The sequence below is a fragment of the Corticibacter populi genome (assembly GCF_004217315.1).
Lineage (GTDB): Bacteria > Pseudomonadota > Gammaproteobacteria > Burkholderiales > Burkholderiaceae_C > Lampropedia > Lampropedia populi.
In genome coordinates this window covers 1231965-1255262 of record NZ_SGWR01000001.1, presented here as the reverse complement: position 1 = coordinate 1255262, position 23298 = coordinate 1231965, and the positions used below count along the sequence as shown (strand labels likewise).

Annotated in this window: 17 protein-coding genes; 3 read left to right on the top strand and 14 right to left on the bottom strand. The window is 66.9% G+C overall.

Annotation, left to right across the window (positions count from 1 at the left end):
- Positions 1-26: 26 nt before the first annotated feature.
- The 14 genes from EV687_RS05675 to EV687_RS05605 form a co-directional block, all read right to left on the bottom strand.
- Positions 27-329, bottom strand: coding sequence for an urease subunit gamma (locus tag EV687_RS05675; protein ID WP_122226826.1), 303 nt, complete (start codon positions 327-329; stop codon positions 27-29).
- A gap of 72 nt (positions 330-401) precedes the next feature.
- A complete protein-coding gene (locus EV687_RS05670; RefSeq protein WP_242612477.1) occupies positions 402-1232 on the bottom strand; it encodes an urease accessory protein UreD in 831 nt (276 codons plus the stop codon).
- 94 nt (positions 1233-1326) lie between these two features.
- The gene (locus tag EV687_RS05665) at positions 1327-2187 is read right to left on the bottom strand and encodes an amidohydrolase family protein (protein ID WP_122226825.1); all 861 of its coding nucleotides are present in this window, start codon (positions 2185-2187) and stop codon (positions 1327-1329) included.
- Positions 2184-3344 (bottom strand): FMNH2-dependent alkanesulfonate monooxygenase, encoded by a 1161-nt coding sequence (gene ssuD, locus EV687_RS05660; protein ID WP_122226824.1) that lies wholly within the window; start codon positions 3342-3344, stop codon positions 2184-2186. The genes EV687_RS05665 and ssuD overlap by 4 nt, the downstream gene beginning before the upstream one ends.
- Positions 3341-4552 carry a sigma-54 interaction domain-containing protein gene (locus EV687_RS05655; protein ID WP_122226823.1) on the bottom strand — a complete coding sequence of 404 codons (1212 nt, stop codon included), beginning with the start codon at positions 4550-4552 and terminating at the stop codon, positions 3341-3343. Before EV687_RS05655 ends, ssuD begins: the two co-directional genes overlap by 4 nt.
- A 23-nt stretch (positions 4553-4575) precedes the next feature.
- Positions 4576-5823, bottom strand: coding sequence for an acyl-CoA dehydrogenase family protein (locus EV687_RS05650; protein ID WP_122226822.1), 1248 nt, complete (start codon positions 5821-5823; stop codon positions 4576-4578).
- On the bottom strand, positions 5820-6422 hold the full coding sequence (gene msuE / locus EV687_RS05645; protein WP_122227267.1) for an FMN reductase: 603 nt from the start codon (positions 6420-6422) through the stop codon (positions 5820-5822). The genes EV687_RS05650 and msuE overlap by 4 nt, the downstream gene beginning before the upstream one ends.
- Positions 6423-7142: 720 nt before the next feature.
- The gene (locus EV687_RS05635; protein WP_122226821.1) at positions 7143-11390 is read right to left on the bottom strand and encodes a sulfite reductase subunit alpha; all 4248 of its coding nucleotides are present in this window, start codon (positions 11388-11390) and stop codon (positions 7143-7145) included.
- A gap of 808 nt (positions 11391-12198) precedes the next feature.
- Positions 12199-12585, bottom strand: coding sequence for a nitrite reductase small subunit NirD (gene nirD, locus EV687_RS05630; RefSeq protein ID WP_122226820.1), 387 nt, complete (start codon positions 12583-12585; stop codon positions 12199-12201).
- A 3-nt stretch (positions 12586-12588) separates the two neighbouring features.
- On the bottom strand, positions 12589-15138 hold the full coding sequence (gene nirB / locus EV687_RS05625) for a nitrite reductase large subunit NirB (RefSeq protein WP_122227264.1): 2550 nt from the start codon (positions 15136-15138) through the stop codon (positions 12589-12591).
- 129 nt (positions 15139-15267) lie between these two features.
- Positions 15268-16083 (bottom strand): ABC transporter ATP-binding protein, encoded by an 816-nt coding sequence (locus EV687_RS05620; protein ID WP_122227261.1) that lies wholly within the window; start codon positions 16081-16083, stop codon positions 15268-15270.
- A gap of 20 nt (positions 16084-16103) precedes the next feature.
- Entirely contained in the window at positions 16104-17021 is a 918-nt protein-coding gene (gene ntrB / locus EV687_RS05615) for a nitrate ABC transporter permease (protein ID WP_122226819.1), read from the bottom strand.
- A gap of 46 nt (positions 17022-17067) precedes the next feature.
- On the bottom strand, positions 17068-18372 hold the full coding sequence (locus EV687_RS05610; protein ID WP_122226818.1) for a CmpA/NrtA family ABC transporter substrate-binding protein: 1305 nt from the start codon (positions 18370-18372) through the stop codon (positions 17068-17070).
- A 363-nt stretch (positions 18373-18735) separates the two neighbouring features.
- Positions 18736-20136, bottom strand: coding sequence for a nitrate regulatory protein (locus tag EV687_RS05605; protein WP_122226817.1), 1401 nt, complete (start codon positions 20134-20136; stop codon positions 18736-18738).
- Positions 20137-20383: 247 nt separating this feature from the next.
- On the opposite strand from EV687_RS05605, the gene EV687_RS05600 reads away from it, so the two are divergent.
- The 3 genes from EV687_RS05600 (at position 20384) to EV687_RS05590 (ending at position 23270) form a co-directional block, all read left to right on the top strand.
- The gene (locus EV687_RS05600) at positions 20384-21307 is read left to right on the top strand and encodes a LysR family transcriptional regulator (protein WP_122226816.1); all 924 of its coding nucleotides are present in this window, start codon (positions 20384-20386) and stop codon (positions 21305-21307) included.
- A 162-nt stretch (positions 21308-21469) separates the two neighbouring features.
- Entirely contained in the window at positions 21470-22423 is a 954-nt protein-coding gene (locus EV687_RS05595; protein ID WP_122226815.1) for an isopenicillin N synthase family dioxygenase, read from the top strand.
- 7 nt (positions 22424-22430) lie between these two features.
- Positions 22431-23270 (top strand): alpha/beta fold hydrolase, encoded by an 840-nt coding sequence (locus tag EV687_RS05590; RefSeq protein ID WP_242612476.1) that lies wholly within the window; start codon positions 22431-22433, stop codon positions 23268-23270.
- Positions 23271-23298 lie beyond the last annotated feature (28 nt).

Genomic DNA, 23298 nt, shown 5'->3' with positions numbered 1-23298 from the left:
GCAATGGATGCACGATAGTGGTGCAGTCAGATGATGGGGTTGTGAACTGTCACCAATTTGGTGCCATCCGGGAAGGTGGCCTCGACCTGCACGTCGGCAATCATCTCGGGAACACCTTCCATGACCTGTTCGCGCGTGAGCACGTGACGGCCTGCTTCCATCAGCTCGGCCACGCTGCGGCCGTCGCGCGCGCCTTCAAGAATGCTGGCGGAGATCAACGCCACCGCTTCCGGGTAGTTCAGGCGCAGCCCGCGCGCCAGGCGCCGCTCGGCCAGCAACGCGGCGGTGAACAGCATCAGTTTGTCTTTCTCTCGGGGCGTCAGCTCCATGGCTCGTCATCCTTTGCTTGGTTTGCGGTGTTCTGTTGCGGAGGTGCTGGGGACTCTGGTCGTACTGGTGGTTCAGGTGGCCCAGATGCGCGGCGGGCAGGGCGCCAGGCCCAGCAGAGCCGGGCGCAGCGCCATCCAGAGCTGCTGCAGCACGGCCTGCAGGGCGATGTTATCGTGGTGCAGCAGGCGCACCACCAGCACCTCGTCCAGCAGCGTTGCTCCCGCCGGGGCATGGCCTGGCAGGCCACTGGCAAGCACATCCCGCGCCAGTTCCAGGTGCATGGCGCTGGCTGGCGCGGCCACCAGCGTGGCCAGCAGCGGATGCCCGCCCAGCTTGGCCAGCGCCCCATCCTTGATGCGCAGGCGCTCATGGAGCAGGGGCCGGCCGTTGCGCCACACCTGCAGCCGGGTGCCCAGCTGGCCGCTGGAGAACGCCTCGCCCATCACCGGCCGGCCCAGGCACAGGCCCTCCCAGGCCAGCAGGCGTGCACCATCGGCCATGTCGAAGCGGGTGTCGAGCCGGGCCTTGGCGCCGGGAAAGAAAATATTGTCCTGCGGCAGCCATTCGAGCGTGCTGCCGGCTGCCAGCGCAAAGTGCTGGTGCAGCAAGGACGTGGCGTCAGCGCTGCGGTAGAACTTGGTGGCACCCGGCATGGTCAGCAGCGCGTGGGCTCCGGGGGCCAACTGCACGTCCAGCGCCAGGCTGTCGCCGCCGACCACGCCGCCGGGCGGATGCAGCAGGTAGGTATGGCAGGGCGCGCCTTCCGGATGGAATGGTCGTTGCACCAACATGGGGCCATGGTGGCGTTTGCTGGCGAGTACGGTGCGCCCGGCTTGCGCCTCGAACTGCAGTTGCAGCTCGGCGCGCCAGCTTTGCGGGGCGGGAACAGGGGGGGCGGTCACGAAGATGGTGCGAAGCAAATGCCATCCAGCAAGCAAGAGCTGGACCAGTTTTGCACCAATCAGGTGAAGCCGCGCGACGCCCGGCAGGCAGTTCTCAATCCGGCAGCTTGAAGAGCCGGGCGGCGTTGCCGTAGAGGAGCTTGTCCAGAATAGCCTCCTCGAAGCCCAGTTGCAGGAAGTCGTCGATGCTCTGGCGGATCGGCCGGAAGGTGTATGACGAGCCGAACAGCAGCTGGTCGGCGAGGAACTGGTTGGCCGCCTGCACGTAGGCTTCGCTGCCGGGCTGGAAGAGGTACATGTCCGGCACCAGGTGCACGTTCTCGTAGCGGAACGCCAGGCCGATGGCTTGCTGTACGTTGGGCCACCAGCCGTGGTAGATCACCAGCGGCAGATCGGGAAAGGCTTGTGCCACTTTCGCGAGGCCGGCCGGGTCGTTGAAGCGCGGGTCGGGCGTGGTTGGTCCGCTCATCAGGAACACCGGCACGCCCAGGTCGCGCGCCAGTTCATAGACCGGCCAGTAAGCCCGGTCGTCCGGGTGGCGCGCCGGCTCGCCAAAGCCCGGCTCGATGTCCACGCCGGCAAAGCCCAGGGTCTTGATGGCGCGCTCGATCTCGGCGAGCGCCACCAGCTCGCCCTGCAGCACCGGGTCGACGCCGGCGATGCCGATCAGCTCGTCATGGCCGTCAATGATCTGGTGGATGGTGTCGATCGGCAGGTGCTGCGAGGGGGTGTGGCGGCCGACCACCACGGCCTTGCTCAGGCCGGCGCTGCGAACTTCATCGAGGAAGCCTTCCTGGGTGAGCGATTTCTCGAAATGCGTGTCGCTGCCGCGCGTGCCCACCCGGCGGTTCAGCCAGCGCGCCGTGGCGTACTCGGGCGATCCCGGCGTGGCGCCGAAGAAATCGTGCAGGAAGGCCGGGCGGCAGCGCAGGTCGATGACGCGCTGCTCGCTCATGATGCCGCCTCCTGCAGTTGCTCGGCCTGCACACCGCGCACGTCGAAGGCGCCACCGGTCTGGGCGCGGTCGGCCACGGTGACGGCCTTCTTGCCCAGCAGCGGAAACACCAGCTCGGCAAAGCGGATCGATTCTTCCAGGTGCGGGTAGCCCGAGAGCACGAAGCTGTCGGCACCGGCGTCCTGGTATTCGCGCAGGCGCTCGGCCACGGTGGCGGCATCGCCCACCAGCGCGGTGCCGGCGCCGCCGCGCACCAGGCCGACGCCGGCCCACAGGTTGGGCGAGACTTCCAGCCGGTCGCGGCGGCCGCCATGCAGCGCCGCCATGCGGGCCTGGCCGACCGAATCCATCCGGGCGTAGTTCTGCTGGGCCTTGGCGATGTCCTCGTCGGTGAGTTTGCTGATGAGGCGTTCGGCATCGGTCCAGGCCTCCTCGTTGGTCTCGCGCACGATGACGTGCAGGCGCACGCCCAGCTTGAGCTGGCGGCCGTGTTTTTCGGCGCGGCGACGGATGTCGGCAAACTTCTCGGCCACCGCGGCGGGCGGCTCGCCCCAGGTCAGGTAGGCATCGACCTGCTTGGCTGCCAGTTCGTGGGCGGCGTCGGAGGAGCCGCCGAAATACAGCGGCGGGTAAGGCTTATGCACGGGCGGGAAGAAGTTCCGGCCGTTCTCGACATGGAAATGCTTGCCCTTGAAGTTGACCGTCTCGCCCGCGAGCAAGCGGCGCCAGATGGTGAGGAACTCATCGGCATACTCGTAGCGCTCGTCGTGGTCGAGGAAGATGCCGTCGGCCGCCAGTTCGGTCGCGTCGCCGCCGGGCACCACATTGAGCAGCAGTCGCCCGCCCAGGGCCTGGTCCAGCGAGGCGGCCTGGCGTGCGCTCGAGACCGGCGCACCCAGCGAGGTGCGCAGGGCCACCAGCAGCTTGATGCGGCTGGTCACGGGCACCAGGCTGGAGGCCACCACCCACGGGTCCAGGCAGGAACTGCCGGTGGGGATCAGCAGGCCGTCATAGCCCAGGTTTTCACTCGTGGTGGCGATGCTGCGCAGGTACTCGTTGGTGGGCGCGCGGCCAAAGTCGGACTGGCCCAGGTAGCGGGTGTCGCCAGAGGTGGGCAGAAACCAGAAGATCTCGGGGGTGGGGTGGTGGTGGCTCATGGTTGGTCGTCCTGTGAAGGAAGGGAGAGGGATGCGCCGGAATCCGCATCGGCAACGTCGCCGACGCTGGCGCTGTCATGGACGTTGTCCTGGGCGCCGGGGGAACCGTTGCCCAGCAGGCCCAGGCGGTTCAGGCGCGCCCGCACCACGCTGCGGCTGATGCCCAGCTGTCGCGCGGTGTGCACCTGGTTGAAGCGGTTGCGCTGCCAGACCTTGCGCAGCAGCGCGTTCTGCACGAGTTGCTCCAGCCCTTCGGCATGCAGGTCGCACAGGCTCTCGAGCGCATCGTCCAGCGCCAGGTGGCTGACGGCGGCTTGCTGCCCTTGGCTCTCGTCGGCGGATGACGGGGTCACGGGCGCCTCGTCGGTGGCGGGAATGCTCAGGTCGTCGGCGCCGATGCGCAGCCCCTGGGTCAGCAGCAGCGTGCGGTGGATGACGTTTTCCAGCTCACGGCTGTTGCCGGGCCAGTTGTGCGCCAGCAGTTTTTGCTCGGCGGCGGCGCTCAGTTCCAGCGGCGCATAGTGCAGGCGCTGGCAGTAGGTGGCGATGAAGTGCCGCGCCAGTGGCAGGATGTCGCCCGGGCGCTGGCGCAGCGGCAGCACATCGAGCGTGACCACGCCCAGCAGGTAATACAGGTCCTCGCGGAAGCGCCGCGCCGCCACGCTTTGCTCCAGCGGCCGGCTGCTGGAGGCCAGTACGCGCACGTCCACCGGGGTGCGGCGGCTCGCGCCCAGGCGCGTGACGCTTTTGTCCTGCAGCACGCGCAGGAGCTTGCTTTGCATGTGCAGCGGCAGGTCGTCGATCTCGTCAAGCAGCAGTGTGCCCAGGTGGGCGTCCTCGAAGCGGCCGGGCAGGTTGCCGAAGGCGCCGGTGAAAGCGCCGCTTTCGTGGCCGAACAGTTCGGCGTTGATGAGGCCTTCGGAGAGCGCGCCGCAGTTGACGGTGACGAACGGGCCGTTGCGGCGCGGACTGAGCGCGTGCAGGTGGCGCGCCACCTGTTCCTTGTCGGCGCCGCTCTCGCCCTGGATCAGCACGCCGGCATCGCTTGGGGCGATCTGCTGCAGGGTCTTGAGCAGGGCCTGGGAGGCAGGGTCCTCGAAGATCCATTCGGGCAGCACGGCGGCATCGGTCGGCGCGCTGGCCTCAGGCGTGGTCGCGGGTGCAGAGGCGGGGGCCGGCAGCGGCCAGGTGGGCAGGGAGGTGGCCATGGCGGTTGCGTGTGCGGCGTGCCTCACGAGTAGAAGCTGGGCGCGGGGTAGTCGCCATTGAGGGCCCAGTCGCCGAGCTCCTGCAGCTTGTAGTGCAGTGGATCGTGCAGGGTCTGTGTGCGCAGGTTGCGCCAGAAGCGGTCCAGCCGCAGCGCCGCATGCGTGGCGCGTGCGCCGGTGACTTCGAAGATCCGGCTGGTCAGGTCCAGGCCGACCTTGGAGGTGGCGATCTTGGCCACCGTCACCGCCACGGCCACTTCGCCGCGCTCCTCGGTGGTGAGTGCCGGGCCTTTTTGCCAGGCCTGCTCGAAAACCTGGGCGGCCTGCCGGGTCAGCAGCCGCGCGCCTTCGAGCGCAGTCCAGAATTCACCGTAGTGCACCAGTACGTGCACGTCCTTGCTGGCCGCCTCGGCTTCGGAGCGGAACCAGGGTTTGGCCTCGTGCAGCGTGTACTGGCGCGCCTCGGCCAGCGCCCCCTGGGCAATGCCGAGGAACAGGTGTGCGAAGATCAGTTGCGCCAGCAGCGGGCGCAGGCTGGCATAGGGAGTCGAGAGCGGACCGGGATCGAGCAGCAACTCGGCCTGCTCCACCCGCACGCGCTCGAACAATGCCGATCCGCTGTCGGTCTGGCGCTGGCCGATGTTGTTCCAGTCGTGCTGCAGTGTGATGCCGGCGCGTTCGGTCGGGATCACCGCGATCAGCAGCTTGCCGCTTTGTGCGTCGATGGCCGAGGCCACCAGCATCTGCGAATCGAGCGCACCGGAGGTGAAGCTCTTCTTGCCCGAGAATTCCCAATAGCCGTCCTGCCGCGTGGCCACCGTGCGGGTGTCGAGCGGATTGAGGGTGTTGCCCCAGAACCAGTGGTTGCGGGCGGTCTGCACCAGCCAGGGCCGCCACTGCGCCGGCTGGCCAAAGAGTTGCACGGTGGCCAGGTGCAGGTGCTGGAAGCCGAAAACATGGGCGAGCGAGCTGTCCGCCGTGGCCAGGGTGCGCACGGCATCGAGGGTGTCGACCCAGTTCGCGCCAAGGCCGCCATATTCGGTCGGAATGCTCAGCGCCAGCAGGCCGCTGGCGCGCAGCGCATCGCGCTCGGCCTTCGGCGTGCCGCCGGCGGCATCGCGAGCGGGGGCCGTGGCAGCGAACTGGCGGGCCAGCTGCCGGGCCACGTCGGCGGGATTCCCCGCGGCGATGGCGTGTGCGGATGCCGCAGGCGCCGCCGCGGTGCTGCCTGGCCGCAGTGCGGTGAGGAGCTGGTCTGGCGCGACGCTCATGCGGCCTGCACCTCCAGCGCGACGTGGGGCCGCTGGGGCGCGGCGGCCGTCAGGCGCTGCTGCACCCCGTGCAGCACGGGGGCTGCCAGCTGCACTGTCAGGGCGATGCGCTGGCGCAGCGCCTCGCTGGAGACCTGGCCATCCTGAATGTCCTCGGGCGTGCCATAGACGCCGATCGGCAGCGTCAGGGCCTGGAAGAAGCCGAACAGCGGCCGCAACTGGTGGTCGATCACCAGCGAATGACGGGCGCTGCCGCCGGTGGCAGCGAGCAGCACCGGCTTGCCGTCGAGCGCTTGCAGTTCGACCAGGTCGAACAGGTGCTTGAGCAGGCCTGGCAGGCTGCCGCGGAACACCGGCGTGCCCACGATCAGGAAGTCCGCGCTCTCGATGGCGTCGATGGCCCGACGGGCCTCATCGGGCAGTGCACTCTTGTAGAGCGTGGTGCCGATGTGCGGGATCAGGTCGACCAGCTCGACCCATTCAATGTCCAGTGCGACGGCCTCGGCCAGTTGTTCCTGCAGCGTGTCGAGCAGAACCCGCGTGCGGGATGGGCGGCTCAGGCTGCCATTGACGATGACGGTTTTCAGTGTGCGGCTCATGATGGTTTCTGTGCGAAGGCGCGGCAGCCGGGGGCTGGAGCGCTGGGCGGGCTTCAGGGATCGGGTGGCCAGCCGCACAGGCGCGGCCGGCCGGCCGGTCGCTGAATTAGAGAACCATCGATGACGGTGGACAACGATATTTATGGCATTAGCTTATGATGTGCGGGATTTTTATAGCCATTTGATTTTGAATGGATTTTTTGTGTTCAGTGAATAAGCAGATTACCCGTTTTCATAAGGATTGCAGGAACTGCGGCGAATCCGAGCACTGTTCCCCGCTTCCCGGCGATGGCACGCCTTTGAACAAGTTCTTCCCGGCATGGGCGGGATTCCCCTGTTCTTGGTCGTTTGGCCTGTGCCGTGCGCTGTTCGGATCGGGCCATCCATCAGCCCGTTTCTTGTGGTCAGCAGTTGGACGGTTGACCGCAAAAAGCAAGCAGACGATGCGCCGCCGGAGGGGGCTTGCGCGATGGCGGTGGTTTGATGACGCACTCCAGAGGTTGTCGACACCATCCAGCGTGACCTTCTTCGATCGTGTTTGAACACGCCTCAAACGTCCTAGTGTCGCGTCACGCATCCGATGTCGCAGGCTGTGCGCGGCCATCGGATCGCAGCGCAAGGCGCAGGCCGCAGCCCAGACTGGCCGTCTGGGCAAGGACTGCAACGCGGCGATGTGATTCGAGGGCAAGCACAGACCGGCATTTGATGGGTGACGAGACACTAGTACACGTCCCTGACATAGCGCCGTTCCTGCGCCATGCGTGTCACATAGGCTTCGGCGTCTTGGGGTGCCAGGCCGCCATGCTGGCAGGCGATCTCGACGAGCGCCTGATGCACGTCCTTGGCCATGCGGCTGGCGTCGCCGCAGACATAGAAGTGGGCGCCTTGCTGCAGCCACTCCCACAGCGGCCGGCCCTGTTCGCGCATGCGGTGCTGCACGTAGAGCTTGTCCTGCTGGTCGCGCGAGAACGCGGTGTCGAGGCGGTGCAGCGTGCCACCCTTGAGCATGCCTTCGATCTCGTCGCGGTAGTAGAAATCGGTGGCGGCGTGCTGCTCGCCGAAGAACAGCCAGTTGCGGCCGGTGGCGCCGATGGCCTGGCGCTCGTGCAGAAAGGCGCGGAACGGTGCGATGCCGGTGCCGGGGCCGACCATGATCATGGGGGTGTCACCGTCAGCGGGCGGGCGGAAGTGCGCCGATTTCTGCACGAAGATGGGCACGTCGATCCCGTCCGCGCGATCGGCCAGGAAGGTCGAGCACACGCCCCGCCGGGCTTTGCCATGGTGGGCATAGCGTACGGTGGAGACGGTGAGGTGGACTTCACCCTCCTGCGCCTTGGGGCTGGAGGAGATGGAATACAGGCGCGGCTGCAGGCGCTTGAGCGCGGTGAGCCATTCTTGCGCGTTGACCTGGATCGGGAATTCCTCCAGCAGGTCGATGATCTGGCGGCCCCACAGCCATTGCTTGAGGTCTTGGGCGTGCTCGGGTTTGAGCAGGTCGGCCAGCATCTGGCTACCGGAGCGTTGACCGATGAAGCCGAGGATGTCGCTGGTGATCTTCGCGATGTCATGGTGGCACCGCAATGCTTCGGCGATCGGCAGCTCGCCCACGCCCTGAACCGATACGGGCGCCGACGCCGGCAGCTGCAAGGCCGTCAACATGTCGGCCACCAACTCGGGGCAGTTGGTGGGCCACACGCCCAGCGCATCGCCGGCCTCGTAGTGCAGGCCGGATTCTTTCAGGTCGAAGGCGAACTGGCGGGTTTCCTTGCCGGTGCTTTCGGTATTGAGCAGCCGGTTCACCAGCAGCCGGGTGCGCAGGGGCTGTTGCTTGCTGAAGGCCATGGATTTTTCATCCTGCGGCTTGGCGCTCGCCGAGAGGGGGGCGCTGTCGCCCTGGCTCCCCAACACCGGTTGAGCCGCAGCGGTTGGCTGAGCCTGGGCGGCCAGCGCCTGGCAGACCGCCGTGAGCCAGCCCTCGGCCGTATCCTGGTAGTCGGGTTCGCAGTCGATGCGGGGCGCGAGGCGGCGCGCGCCCAGTGCCTCCAGGCGTGCGTCGAGTTGGCGCCCGAAGCCGCAGAACTGGTCATAGCTGGAGTCGCCGAAGGCCAGCACCGAGAAACTGGCGTCCTTGAGGCGCGTCGCCGCATCGCTTTGCAGCGCTTGCCAGAACGTGGTGCCGTTGTCGGGGGGATCACCGTCGCCGAAGGTGCTGGTGATCAGCAGCAGAGGCCCTTGCGCGGGAATGTCTCCCAGTTTGCAGGCGCCCATGCCCGTCAGCGTGACCTTGCAGCCCTGCTCCCGCAGGCGCGCGGCGCAACGGGCGGCAAAGTCTTCGGCATTGCCGGTCTGTGACGCCCATAGCACGGTCACTGTGGGCACCTCGGCCGGGCTCGCCGTGGCGGGCAGCGCGGCTGCGAGCGCGCCGTCCTGCGCCGTATCACACGTCATTGCCGCACCGGATGGCAGCCAGGTGCGCGAGAACAGGCCTGCCAGCATGCCATCGACCAGTGCCCGCTTGGCGGGCGACAGTGGCGCGGTGGCCGGCAAGGTGGGCACACCGCCCAGCTTGCGGGCTTCCTCGCTGTGCAGGCCGGTGAGAAAACCTTGCAGATACAGTTGCTCGTGGGGCTCCAGAGCAGGCATGGGGGAGGTCTCGATGCCCAGCAATCGGGCCAGTGCATGGATGGGCATGGTGTGGTGCTCCCTCGAGTGGATGTTCGCCGCGGTTGTGACGGCGCACGGCATGGTGTCCATCGCAACGGCGTCGCCCACCGCCGGGGCGGTCTGGGCGTCAGGTGTGTCGGGCGTGAGCGAGGGCTCCGGTGCGAGGCGGCACAGCGCAACGGCGCTGAACTTGAATTCCGGTTGCTGCGACAGCGGATCGATGGCGTCGCTGGTGACGGCATTGATGGCCAGATGCTCCCCGTACGCGTCGTTCCAGTGAAAGGGCGCGAAGCAGTTGCCGGCGCGCACCCGGTCGATCACTACGGCGGGCAGTACGGCGCGGCCGCGCCGGGAGCGGATTTCCACGCGATCCTTGTCCCGGATGCCCAGCGCCGCCGCGTCTTCGGGGTGGATTTCCACGAAGGGGCCGGGGTTGAGCTTGTTCAGCGCCGGGATCTTGCCGGTCTTGGTCAGCGTGTGCCATTGGTGCTGCAGGCGGCCGGTGTTGAGCACGAAGGGAAAGTCGGCATCCGGCATCTCGGCCGGCTCACCGTGCGGGCGGGCGAAGAACACGCCCTTGCCGCTGGGCGTGGCGAAGGCGATGCGTGGTGGCGTGCCGTCGTCCTGGGTCTTCAGCGTCTGGCTGACGCCATCGTTGAGGTAGCGGATCGGGTGGCGGTCTTCGGCATCATCGGGCGGGCAGGGCCACTGCAGCGGGGTTGCGCGCAGGCGGCTGTAGCTGGCGCCGCGGATGTCATAGCCGGTCTTCGGGTTCCAGAAGCGCTTGATTTCCTCGAACACCTCCTCGGCGCTGGCGTAGCTGAAGGCCTCGGCATAGCCCATCTCACAGGCCACGCGGGCGATGATCTGCCAGTCCGGCAGTGCCTGGCCGGGCGGGTCGACGGCCTTTTGCATCAACGTGAGGTTGCGCTCGGAGTTGATCATCACGCCTTCGGCTTCGGCCCACAAGGCACCGGGCAGCAGTATGTCGGCGTAACGGTTGGTTTCGGTGTCGAGAAAGGCGTCCTGCGTGATGACCATTTCGGCCTGCCGCAGGCCGGCGATGACGTTCTGGCGGTTGGCCACCGAGGCCACCGGGTTGGTGCAGATGATCCAGCAGGCCTTGATGTCGCCGGCGGCCATGCGCTCGAACAGCGCCACGGTGCCGCCGACCAGGCGCGTGTGCAGGGTGCCGCGCGGCACGCCCCAGGCGTCTTCGACGAAGTGGCGGTCTTCTTCGACCAGCACCGCGCGCTGGCCCGGCAGGCCCGGCCCCATGTAGCCCATCTCGCGCCCGCCCATGGCGTTGGGCTGGCCCGTCAGCGAGAACGGGCCGCTGCCGGGTTGGCAGATCGCGCCGGTGGCCAGGTGTAAGTTGCAGAGGGCGTTGGTGTGCCAGGTGCCGTGGGTGCTTTGGTTCAGGCCCATGGTCCAGCAGCTCATCCAGGCCTTGGCCTCGCCGATCATGGTGGCGGCCTGGCGAATGTCCGCCTCTGGGATACCGGTGATGGCGCTTACCTTGTCGGGCGTGTAGTCGGCCAGGAAGGCCGGTATGGCTTCCCAACCCTCGGTGAACTGGTCGATGAACTCGGCGTCGGTGTGGCCGCCCGCATGCAGCAGGTGCAGCAAGCCGTTGAGCAGGGCGAGGTCGGTGCCCGGTTGGATCTGCAGGAACAGATGGGCCTTGTCCGCCGTGGTGTTGCGGCGCGGGTCCACCACGATCAGCTTGGCGCCGGCCTTGACCCGGTCCATCATGCGCAGGAACAGGATCGGATGGCAATCGGCCATGTTGGCGCCGATCACGAAGAACACATCGGCCTGATCGAAGTCCTGGTAGGAGCCCGGCGGGCCGTCGGAGCCCAGCGAGAGCTTGTAGCCGCTGCCGGCGCTGGCCATGCACAGGCGCGAGTTCGATTCGATCTGATTGGTGCCGATGTAGCCCTTGGCCAGCTTGTTGGCGAGGTATTGCGCTTCCAGCGACATTTGGCCGGAGACGTAGAAGGAGAGGGCGTCGGGGCCGTGTTCGTCGAGGATGGTCTTGAGGCGCCGGGCGGTCTGGGTGATGGCCTCGTCCATCTGGATCTGCACCGGCTCGCGCTGCCGGTCGGTGCGCAAGAACGCGGATTCCATGCGACCGGAGCCTTGCAGTGCCTGGGCGCTGGTGGCGCCCTTGGTGCACAGGCGTCCGAAATTGGTTGGATGGGTTTTGAGGCCGGAGACCTTGACCACCTTGCCTTGATCGACGTGGAGGGTCATGCCGCAGCCAACGCCGCAGTAGGGGCAGACGGATGGGACTTCGGTCATGGGCGGATCCAGTGTTTTCTGGTCCCGCCGTAGGGTGGGTTAGCTGAAGGCGTAACCCGCCGTTCGCGTGGTTGCCAGTCATTGGCGTTCGTCGCCTGGACAGGGCTGAGGCCGGGATGTGCGCCCGGCGGCGCAGTTCCTTTCTTTGTGTCGACAAAGAAAGGAACCAAAGAAAACGACCCCTGCTGCCGGGTCCCGCTGCGCGGGATGCCTTGTGCTCCTCGGACTCGGCGGGAACCTTCGGAAACTCGCTGCGCTGGCGCTCCGCTCAGACAGCCGAAGGTTCTTTTTCCGCCAAGCCCTGTGGTGCTCAGCCCGGCAGAAGGGGTTGGGAGACCGGCGCACCAAGACTGATGACTTGTTACCGGCAGCGAGTCTTGGTAGGGGAGTCGGAGTCGCTGGCTTTTTTTACCTGGGGTATCCCACCCCCTTTTTGCGGCTGAGCATCGCAGCGCCGGGCGGAAAAAGAGACCTCGGCTGTCTGAGCGGAGCGCAGCGCAGCGAGTTTCCGAGGTCTCCCGCCCGGTGTGAGAAGCGCAAGGGATTTTTGCGAAGCAAAAACCGCAAGGCAGGGGTCGTTTTCTTTGCCTACTTTCTTTGGCGAACCAAAGAAAGTAGGTGCGCCGCCGGGCGCACATCCCGGCCTCTGCCCTGTGTAAGCAGCAAGCGGCTGTTTGCTGCACAACACCAGCTACTGCAAGCGCATCCAGGCGGATGCGCGCCCCCTCTCCCCAACCCCTCTCCCACGAGGGGAGAGGGGCTCGTGGCGCTGAGCCGCGAGTGTCGGGATTGAGGCGATTGGCAGCCTTCATGCCTGCACCCACACCATGCCATCGCGCACCTCCACAGCATAGGTGCGCAGTGTGATTTCAGGCTCTTCCACGCACTCGCCGGTGCGCAGCCGGTAGTGCTGCTTGTAGATCGGCGAGGCCACCACCGGCTCGCCGGCGATGTCGCCGACGATGCCGCGCGAGAGCACGTTGGCGTCGCTCTTGGGGTCGTGGTTGTCGAGGGCGAACAGGCGCCCATCGGCCAGGTGGAAGATGGCGACCTGGCGGCCTTGCACCAGCGCGCAGACGCCGGTGCTCGGCCAGATGTCGGCCAGCGGGCAGACCGGCTGCCAGGTGGCTTCGTGGGCCGGAGCGGCCAAGGTGGCGGGTACGGCAGAAGTGGCAGAAGTGGCAATGGCGGTCATGGCTTACTCCACCACCGCGGGCTGCGCGGGCGCTGCGGCATGCTTTTCCTGCGGCGTGGCCGGGCGGATCTGGCTGCGCTCGGGCACGAACTGGATGTGCTCGTCCGGCGCATCGCTGTTGACGAAGGTGCGAAAGCGCTTGCGGATATCCGGGTTGCTGATGGCGGTTTGCCACTCGTCCTGGTAGGTATCGACCACGTGCTGCATCTGCGCCTCCAGCTCGGCGCCCAGGCCCAGGCTGTCGTTCAAGAGCACGTCCTTGAGGTAGTCCAGCCCACCTTCGAGGTTGTCGCGCCAGGTGCTGGTGCGCTGCAGGCGGTCGGCGGTGCGCACGTAGAACATCAGGAAGCGGTCGATCAGCGCGATGAGTTCGTCCTTGCTCAGATCGCTGGCGAGCAGTTCGGCATGGCGCGGCTTCATGCCGCCGTTGCCGCACACATACAGGTTCCAGCCGCGCTCGGTGGCGATGATGCCGACGTCCTTGCCCTGTGCCTCGGCGCACTCGCGCGTGCAGCCGGAGACGCCGAACTTGATCTTGTGCGGCGCGCGCAGGCCCTTGTAGCGGTTCTCCAATGCAACGGCCAGGCCGACGCTGTCGTCCACGCCATAGCGGCACCAGGTCGAGCCGACGCAGCTCTTCACCGTGCGCAGCGACTTGCCGTAGGCGTGGCCGGATTCGAAGCCGGCGGCGATCAGCTCCTCCCAGATCAGCGGCAATTGTTCGACGCGGGCGCCAAACATGTCCACGCGCTGGCCGCCGGTGATCTTGGTGTAGAGGCCGTATTTCTTGGCCACCTGGCCGACCGCGATCAGGCCCTCGGGCGTGACTTCGCCGCCGGGCATGCGTGGTACCACCGAGTAGCTGCCGTCCTTCTGGATGTTGCCGAGGAAGTAGTCGTTGCTGTCCTGCAGGCCGGCGTGTTCCTTCTTCAGCACGAACTCGTTCCAGCACGAGGCGAAGATGCTGGCGGCCGTCGGCTTGCAGATGTCGCAGCCCAGGCCTTGGCCGTGCTTGGCCAGCAGGTCGTCGAAGGTCTTGATTTCGCCGACGCGGATGAGGTGGAACAGCTCCTGGCGCGAATACGGGAAGTGCTCGCACAAATGGTTGTTGACGGCCATGCCGCGCTTGGCCATTTCGGCCTTCATGACCTGCGTGACCAGCGGCACGCAGCCGCCGCAGGTGGTGCCGGCCTTGGTGCAGCTCTTGAGCGCGCCGATGCTGCAGGCACCGCCTTCGACCGCCAGCGCGATCTGGCCCTTGGTGACGTTGTTGCACGAGCACAGCACCGCGCCCTCTGGCAGCGCATCGACGCCCAGGCCGGGCTTGGCCTGGCCGTCGCTGGCGGGCAGGATCAGGAATTCGGGATCGGCCGGCAGTGCCATGGCGTTCAGCGCCATTTGCTGCAGCGTGCCGAACTCCTGCGCATCGCCGACCAGCACGGCGCCGATCAACGCCTTGCCATCAGTGCTGACGACGATCTTCTTGTAGATCTGGCGCAGTTCGTCGGCGTAGTGAAAGCTGCGGCAGCCGGGCGTCTTGCCGTGTGCGTCACCCACGCTGGCCACGTCCACGCCCATCAGCTTGAGCTTGGTGGAGAGGTCGGCGCCGTGGAAGGCGGCCTCTGCCTCGCCGCTGATGTGCGCGGCGACCACGCGCGCCATGTCGTAGCCGGGTGCGACCAGGCCGAACACCTGTTCGTTCCAGCTCGCGCATTCGCCGATGGCGTAGATGGCGGCATCGCTGCTGCGGCAGTGGTCGTCGATCGCCACGCCGCCGCGCGGGCCGATCGCCAGCACGGCTTCGCGCGCCAACTCGTCGCGCGGGCGGATGCCAGCGGAGAAGACGATCATGTCGGTCTCCAGCCAGGTGTCGTCGGCAAACACCATGCGATGCCGCGCCGTGGCGCCATCGGTGATCTCGACGGTGTTGCGCTGCGTGTGCACCTGCAGGCCCAGGTCTTCGATCTTGCTGCGCAGCACCTTGCCGCCGCCTTCGTCGACCTGCACGGCCATCAGGCGCGGCGCGAACTCGACCACATGCGTCTGCAGCCCCATGTCGCGCAGCGCCTTGGCGCATTCCAGCCCCAGCAGGCCACCGCCGACGACCACGCCGCTTTTCGATTTTGCGCCGGCGGCCTGCATGGCTTCGAGGTCTTCGATGGTGCGGTAGACGAAGCAGTTCGCGCGGTCCTTGCCCGGCACGCCGGGCACGAAGGGCACCGAACCGGTGGCCAGCACCAGTTTGTCGTAAGCGAGTTCTTGGCCGTCCGTCAGCGTGGCGGTGTGGCTGCGGCGCTCGATTTTGGCGACGCGCGCGTTCAGGCGCAGCGTCAGGCCGGGCCGGTCGTAGAAGCCGGGCTCGACCATCGACAGTTCATCGGCCGAGGTGCCGCTGAAGAAGCTGGAGAGGTGCACGCGGTCGTAGGCCGGGCGCGGCTCTTCGCCCAGTACGGTGATGCGCAAACCTGCGGCCGGCAGATCAGGGTGGCGGCGCACCATCTCCTGCACGAAGTAGTGGCCGACCATGCCGTTGCCGACCACCAGGATGTGGATGGGTGAGAGGAGGGAGGGGGAAGTCATCGGGGGATCTCCTTTGTTTGTGGGAGGTTGCGCGTTTTGGGCTTGGCGTTGGGCGTGAACAGCCGCTGCTCTACGCCCAACGCCAAACGCGCAACCTCCCCATCAAGCTGCTTTCTCGACGTGGCCTTGCCGCGTGTAGAGGAAGTCGATCACCGCCTTGCGGTAGTGTTGGTAGCGCGGGTCGTCGGCCAGCGTGACGCGCTCGCGCGGGCGCGGCAGTTCGACGTGCAGCACCTCGCCGATGGTGGCGGCCGGGCCGTTGGTCATCATCACGATCTGGTCGGACAGCAGCACCGCTTCGTCGACGTCGTGCGTGACCATCACCACCGTGCTTTTGGTCTTGGCGACGATGGCCAGCAGCTCGTCCTGCAGCTTGGCGCGCGTGAGCGCATCGAGCGCGCCGAAGGGCTCGTCCATCAGCAGCACCTTGGGCTCCATCGACAGCGCCCGGGCGATGCCGACGCGCTGCTTCATGCCGCCGGAGATTTCGCCAGGGCGCTTGTGCGCAGCGTGCGTCAGGCCGACCAGCTCCAGCGCGGCGGCGGTGCGGGCCTTAAGCTGCGCTTTCGTCTCCTGCTTGCCGAACACGCGCTCAACTGCCAGCATGATGTTGGCCTCGCAGGTCATCCACGGCAGCAGCGAATGGTTCTGGAACACCATCGCGCGGTCCGGGCCGGGGCCGCTGATTTCACGGCCGGCGGCGATCAGGCTGCCTTCGGTCGGCAGCGTCAGCCCGGCGATCAGGTTCAGCAGCGTGGATTTGCCGCAGCCCGAGTGGCCGATCAGCGCGACGAAGTCGCCCTTGGCCACATTGAGGGTGATGCCCCGCAGTGCCGGAAAGCTGCCCTTGGGCGTCTTGAAGGTTTGCGCGACGTTGTGGATTTCGATGTATTTGCTGTCTGCTTTGGCTTCGGTCATGGCAATCTCCGGTGCGGGGTTCACGACTTGGTGTCTTCAAAGGTCACGGCCGAGGCGAGCCTGACCAGCAGCCACTCCAGCACCAGACCGACGATGCCGATCACGAAGATGGCGATGATGATGTGGGCGACGTTGAGGTTGTTCCATTCGTCCCAGACCCAGAAGCCGATGCCGACGCCGCCGGTGAGCATCTCGGCGGCGACGATCACCAGCCAGGCGGTGCCGACGGCCAGGCGCACGCCGGTGACCATGTAGGGCAGCACGGCCGGCAGCAGGATGCGGGTGGCGATCTTCCATTCGGACAGGTTCAGCACGCGCGCGACGTTCATGTAATCCTGCGGCACGCGCTGCACGCCGACGGCGGTGTTGATGACCATCGGCCAGATCGAGCAGATGAAGATGGTCCAGATCGCCGCCGGGTTGGCGGACTTGAAGACCAGCAGGCCGATCGGCAGCCAGGCCAGCGGCGAGACCGGGCGCAGCAGGCTGATGATGGGGTTGACCATGCGGTTCAGAAAGCTGAAACGGCCAATCGCAAAGCCCAGCGGAATGCCCACCAGCGCCGCCAGCCCGAAGCCCAACGCCACACGCTGCAGCGAAGCCAGCACGTTCCAGCCGATGCCCTGGTCGTTGGGGCCGGCGCGGTAGAACGGGTCGGAGAACAGCTCCACCGCCGCATGCCAGGTCGGGATCGGGCCGGGGATGCCGTCACCGGTTTGCGCGATGATCTCCCACAGCACCAGCATCAGCCCCAGGCCCAGCAGCGGTGGCAGCGCGGTTTGCGCGAGCCTGCGCAGCCAGGCCTGCAGCCGCACTGCTGTGGCCGGGCTGCTCGTGGCGGTGGTGGTTGTAGCGGCCCTGGCTGTTGCGGATGGCTTGGGCTCGTCGCCGGCCACGGCCGTGGTGCCGAGCGTGGTATTGAGTGCGGTCTGCGTCATGGGGCTGGCTCCTGGGTCTCGAAGAAGGGGCGTGCGTGGTGCGGCGTCACGCCTTGACATCGAACGAATCGGCATAGGCCTTTGGGTCGCTGCCATCCCAGACCTTGCCGTCCATCAGCGTGCTGCTGCGCAGGTCGCTGCCTGGCACGGGCGCGCCGGCGGCCGTGGCAGCCTGCTTGTAGAGTTCGATGCGGTTGACCGCCTTGGCCACGCCCTCGTAGTCGGGGTGGGCATCGAGCAGGCCCCAGCGCTTGTGCTGGGTGAGGAACCATGAGGCGTCCGACAGGTACGGGTAGTTGACCTGGCCATCGTCGTAGAACTTCATGTGGTCGGGGTCGTTCCATTTCTTGCCCAGGCCGTTGTCGTATTTGCCCAGGATGCGGTCGATGATGGCGGACTTGTCGGTGTTCACGTAGGAGCGCGCGGCAATCGTCTCGGCCATCTTTTCCTTGTTGGCGTCGGACGCATCGATCCAGCGGCCCGCCTCGATGATGGCTGCAGCGACCGCGCGGCAAGTGTTGGGGTTGGCATCGGCGAACGCGGCGGTGGTGCCCAGCACCTTCTCCGGGTGGTCCTTCCAGACGTCCTGCGACGAGGCGGCGTGTACGGAGACGCCATCGAGGATGCCGCGCTGGTTCCACGGCTCGCCGACGGAGAAGCCGTCCATGTTGCCCACGCGCGCATTCGCCACCATCTGCGGCGGCGGCACGGTGATGACCTTGACGTCCTTCATCGGGTTGACCCCGGCACTGCCCAGCCAGTAGTACAGCCACATGGCGTGGGTGCCGGTCGGGAAGGTCTGCGCGAAGGTGTACTCGCGCGGCTGCTGCTTCATCAGCGCCACCAGCGAGACCAAGTCGGTCGCGCCGGCCTCGGCGATCTTCTTGGACAGCGAAATGCCCTGGCCATTGCGGTTGAGCGTCATCACGCTGGCGACGTTGGTCTGAGGTCCGCCAATGCCGACCTGCAGGCCCACCAGTTGTCCATAAAGTATGTGGCTGAAGTCGTTTTCGCCATTGACCAGCTTGTCGCGGATGGTGGCCCAGTTCGCCTCCTTGCTGGGCACGATCTTGACACCGTATTTCTCATCCAGCCCCAGCACCGAGGCCATCACCACGCTGGCGCAGTCCGTCAGCGGGATGAAGCCGATCTTCACTTCCTTTTTCTCGGGCGCATCGGAGCCGGCGGCCCAGGCGCCGGGGTGCCCCAGGCTGGAGAACAGGTAGGCGCTCCCGGCCGCGGCGGCCACGCGCAGGAAACGGCGGCGGTCGGGCTGCGTGCCGCCGTTGGTGCTGGCGTCAGCGTCGGCGGCGGGCTGCGGAGCTTGTGGAAGGTGGGGACGGCTGGTCATGGTCGCTTTCTCCTGGCGTGGGCGGGTCGGGATGCATGGCGTGGAAAAACAAAAAACGGCGTCCACTGCCTGTCCGCCATGACACATGCGGGAGGGCAATGGACGCCGTTGTCCGGTGGATGGCAAGCCACTCGCGACGCCGCGAGTGGCGGCTGGCCATCTGCATGACCGCAAGCCGTCGTTGGCCAGGGTCGGCAATCATCATGCAAATCCCGTGCCAGCTCTGTTGCATTGCAGCATCATGCTGCCCGGGGCGCCGGCATGGCGGCAGAGGGTATTGCCATTGCACAAAACGGGGGCAAGCCCTCGGGGTGTCCGGCACTTCATGCACCAGAGTGGGGTGGTGCAGTCCGGCCCGGCGGCTCAGCGGCTCAGATAGCTTTCGAGCGAAAGGACCGATTGGGCCACATCGATCAGGCGGCGGTTTTGCTCCATGGCCATTTGCCGCATGGCACGGTAGGCGGCCTCCTCGGTGAGCTGGCGGTGAGCCATCAGCAGGCCCTTGGCCCGCTCGATGAGCTTGCGCTCATGCAGCGCCTCGCGCGCCTTGCTGAGTTCGTCGGCCATGCTTTGCAGCCGCTCGGATTGCTCGTGCATGATGTCCATGATGGCCCGCTCGATGTGCGGGCCATAGCCATGGAGCTGCCGCGTGGCCTGCGCCTGTGGACCACTGCCCAGGGGCGCGCTGCTGCCGTCGAACAGTGCTGCCAGCAGCGTCTGGTCGGATTGCGCGCTGGCGGTAGTGCCGGCCTGCGGGAGGCTGTGCTCTGGTGCCGGCGCGGCCGCTGCTGCGCTGGCGGGGAGCGCGACCGGGGCGGTGGCAGGCCATTGCTGCGACAGCGCCTGCAGCATGTGCGCGTAGCGCGCCAGCTCTTGCCGGGCCTGGTCGATCTTCTGCCGGCACAGCGATGCGAGTTGCCCGGCCAGCAGGTCTTCCACCTCCTTCATGGCGTCGATGCGGCGCGTGCAGCATTCGTACCAGATCATGCTCAGGCTCGATGCGGACGCGCCCGGCGGCGCGCCCTTGCCGGGAACGAGCGTGGTGCAGATGATGCGGCGCAGCCGCTCCAGCTCGGCGGTGTTGTCGCTCGACTGCAGGTCTTGCCAGCGCTGCTGGGCGGCGGGTGCGGCGAAGTGCACGAACACCCGCAGGCAGCGCTCCTGGCCGTCGATCAGGTCCAGCATCTGTTGCTGCTGGCTGGTGGTGGCGTGCCCGTAGCCGAGGATGGCCGCGCCGGCGGCGCGCTCCTGGCCGGCGTTTTCCTTGCCCTGCATCAGGTTGAAGTAGGCCACCAGCAGGCGCGAGAGGTCGGGGTCGGTGGCGCTGTCGGCGGCCTCGAACACCACGGCCAGCAAGTGGGCGATGCGCTGGTTGTAGGCGCCGATGAGTTCGGGCGCGGAGATGTCCAGCGCCTCGATGCGCCGGCGCAGCGGCGGCAAGGTGTCCAGCCCGTGCACCGCGTGCGCGATGCAGCTGAACAGCCTGGCGCGGCTGCCGGGAAAGCCTGGCTGGGGTTCGAGCCGCTCCAGGAAGTCGCGGGTGGCGCGGATGCAGCCATCGCTGGCCTGCACCAGTTGCCGGCGCTGCTCGGCGAACAGGGTACCTTGCGAGGCCAGGAAGACGTTGGAGGCGCCGCGCTCGCGCTGCAGTTCGTGCACCAACTGGCCGATCACGTGCGCCAGGCCACTGGAATCGGCGAACTGCTCGAGTTCCTCGATTTCATACTGCCTGGCTGCGGCCAGGAAATTCAGACCGGATTTCATCGTGCTGTCAGCGGCTTGTGTTGCTTTGCCATGTGGCTATGTGGCCAGGTGGTCTTGTTCGGTCGGGATGGCTGCCTGGGTTGCAAAAGAGCCCAGGCGCAGGCCTTGTGTTGCAGGTGCAACATCCATGCCATGCATGGCGCCGTGGTGCGTGCGGGGTAGCTGCGTGGCACATGGTAAGGCAGGAGCCAGGGGCGGCTGATGCATCCCGCCGGCAAGATGGCACGGCACGTGCTGCAGGGTGCCCATGCACATTCACTCCCGCGCCATTCTTTATTTCGACATGATTCGCCGCTGTGGCTCGATCCGCGAGGCAGCCCGGCATCTGCACGTGGCCTCCTCGGCCGTCAACCGGCAGCTGCTGCAACTCGAGGAGGAGGTGGGCGGGCCGTTGTTCGAGCGCCTCTCGGGCGGCTTGCGGCTCACCCCCACCGGCGAGATCTTCTCGCGCCATGTGCTCACCGTGCTGCAGGACCAGAACCGCCTGGTCTCGGAGCTGGGCTTGCTGCGTGGCGTGCACCGCGGCACGGTACAGATCGCCGCCGTCGAGGGCCTGACGGCGGATATCCTGCCGACCGTGATCGCCGCGATGCGCCAGCGGCATCCTGGCATCACGATCCAGGTGCGGATCTGCGGCTCCGCACAGGCGGCCAGAGCGGTGATGGAGGGTGAGGCCGATGTCGGCATCGGCTTTGCGATCGAGCGCAGCGAACAGCTGCGCCAGTGCAGCGTGGCGCGCTTCGAGCTGGGGGTGATCGCGCCGGCCGGCCACCCCATTGCGTCCTGCAAGCGGGTGGATTTCGCGCGATGCGCACAGTATCCGCTGATCATGCCGTCCCGGGAGCTGTCGATGCACGGCCTGCTGCAGCCGGTGGTGTCGCACCATAAAGGTGCATTGAACGTGTGCATCGAAGTGTCCTCGGTGGAGTTGGGCAAGAAGCTGGCGGAGGCTGGCGTCGGGCTGTTCTTTCAAAGCCGCATCGGTGTCGAGCAGGAGCAGCAAAAGGGCACGCTGGTGCACATTCCGCTGAACACCCCGCAGGCGATGTACTCGGAACTCGGCGTGTATGTGCGCGCCGGCCGCACCCTGCCGTCGGCGCTGGATGCCTTCCTGCAGATCGTCACGCGGCTCATCGAAGAGCGCCAGCGCAGCGAGGTGACGAGTGGGTGATGCACGAGATGCCCAGCAGGTGTGAGCGAATTTATGCACCACCCAGAGCGAAAAACAGTGCTATCGGGATCGGGCGCGGCTTCCTACACTCCGGCGCATCCCCTGCACGTTCAGGCCTTTTTTCAAGCTTGTTCAAGCCACTGCCATCCCACGTTTTCGAGAATGTCCACCAACCTACCGCTCATCGACATCGCCGGTCTGTACAGCGCCGGTCCCGCCGATCGGCTCGCCGTTGCCCGGCGCCTGGAGCAGGCCTGCACGCAACGCGGCTTCTTCTACGTGATCAACCATGGTGTGGATGCCGCGCTGATCCGCTCCGTGTTCGACATGGGGCGCCGCTTCTTCGCGCTGGACGAGGCCAGCAAGCAGCAGGTCGACAAGCGCCACTCGCGTTGCAACCGGGGCTACGAGCCGCTGCGTGCGCAAACGCTCGAAAGCGGCGCCGCGCCCGACCTGAAGGAGAGCTTCTACATCGGCGCCGAGGTGCCGCCGGATGACCCGCGCGTGAAGGCTGGCCGCTTCAACACCGGCCCCAACCAGTGGCCGGCGCAGTTGCCCGAGTTCCGCGCCGTGATGCAGGCCTATTACGAACAGGCCTATGCGCTGGGCGCAACGCTGATGCGCGGCATGGCGCTGTCGCTGCACCTGCCAGAGGACTATTTTTCCGCCTATGTGAGCGATGCCGCCGCCACCTTGCGGCTGCTGCACTACCCGCCGCAGCCGGCCAACCCCGCACCGGGCGAGAAGGGCTGTGGCGCGCACACCGATTTCGGTGGCCTGACGCTGTTGCTGCAGGACGATGCGGGCGGCCTGCAGGTCTGGGATGCGCAGGCCGGCCACTGGATCGATGCGCCACCGGTGCCCGGCGCGTATGTGGTCAACATCGGCGACTTGATGGCGCGCTGGACCAATGACCGCTACGTCTCCACGCTGCACCGGGTCATCAACCGCTCGGGCGGCGAACGCTATTCGGTGCCGTTCTTCTTCACCGGCAATCCGGCGCACCAGATCGCCTGCATTCCCTCATGCCTGGAAGAAGGGATGACGCCCAGGTATGCCCCGGTCACGGTGGAAGAACACCAGATCGCCTGCTACCAGCGCACCTATGGCGCGTGAGGTCGCCATGGCAAGCGCGGCACGGCACATGGTGCTGATCCACGGCGCCTGGCAGGGCAGCTGGGCCTTCGAGGCCTGGATGCCGATGCTGCAGGCCGCCGGCTGGCAGGTGCATGCCGTCGACCTGCCCGGCAACGGCATCAGGCAGGATGCCTGGCCACCGGCGCAGCCGGTTCGCGTTGACCTGGATGCGTATGTGGCGCATGTCGCCGAACTGCTGGCCGGGCTGGACGGACCGGCGGTGGTGCTGGGCCACAGCGGCGGCGGCATCACGGCCTCGCAGGTGGCCGAGCATTGCCCCGAGCGTGTGCTGGCCCTGGTGTACCTGGCTGGCATGATGCTGCCGGACGGCATGGATTTCGGCGCCCTCATCGAGGCATGCCGGCGCGAGCAGCCGGGTTTCGTCTACGCGGGCATCGGGCCCCATCTGGAGTGGGATGCCATGCACCAGGCCAGCCGTGTGCCGCCGGCTGCGGCGGGCCGCATCTTCCTGCATGACTGCACGCCGGAGCAGGCCGCGGCCGCAACCCGCAGGCTGTGCTGGCAGCCCGAAGGCGGGCGGGCCATGCGCTGCCGGTTGACGGCGCAGCGCTATGGGCGTGTGCCGCGCATCTACGTGGAATGCCTGCGCGATCGCTCGGTGCTGCACGAACTGCAGCGCTGCATGCAGAACCTCTCGCCGGGCGCCTTGCGCATCACGCTCGACTGCGGGCATGTTCCCCAGCTCGCCTGTCCGGCGCTGCTGACCGAGCGGCTGCTGCCGGCATTGGCGCAGATGCTGCCCTCCGGCGCTGGCACGGACCTTGCGGTTGCTTCTGGCCGCACCGGTCTTTTGCCTCTTGCCTGAACCGTTTCCCCTTTTGCTCCCATCCACT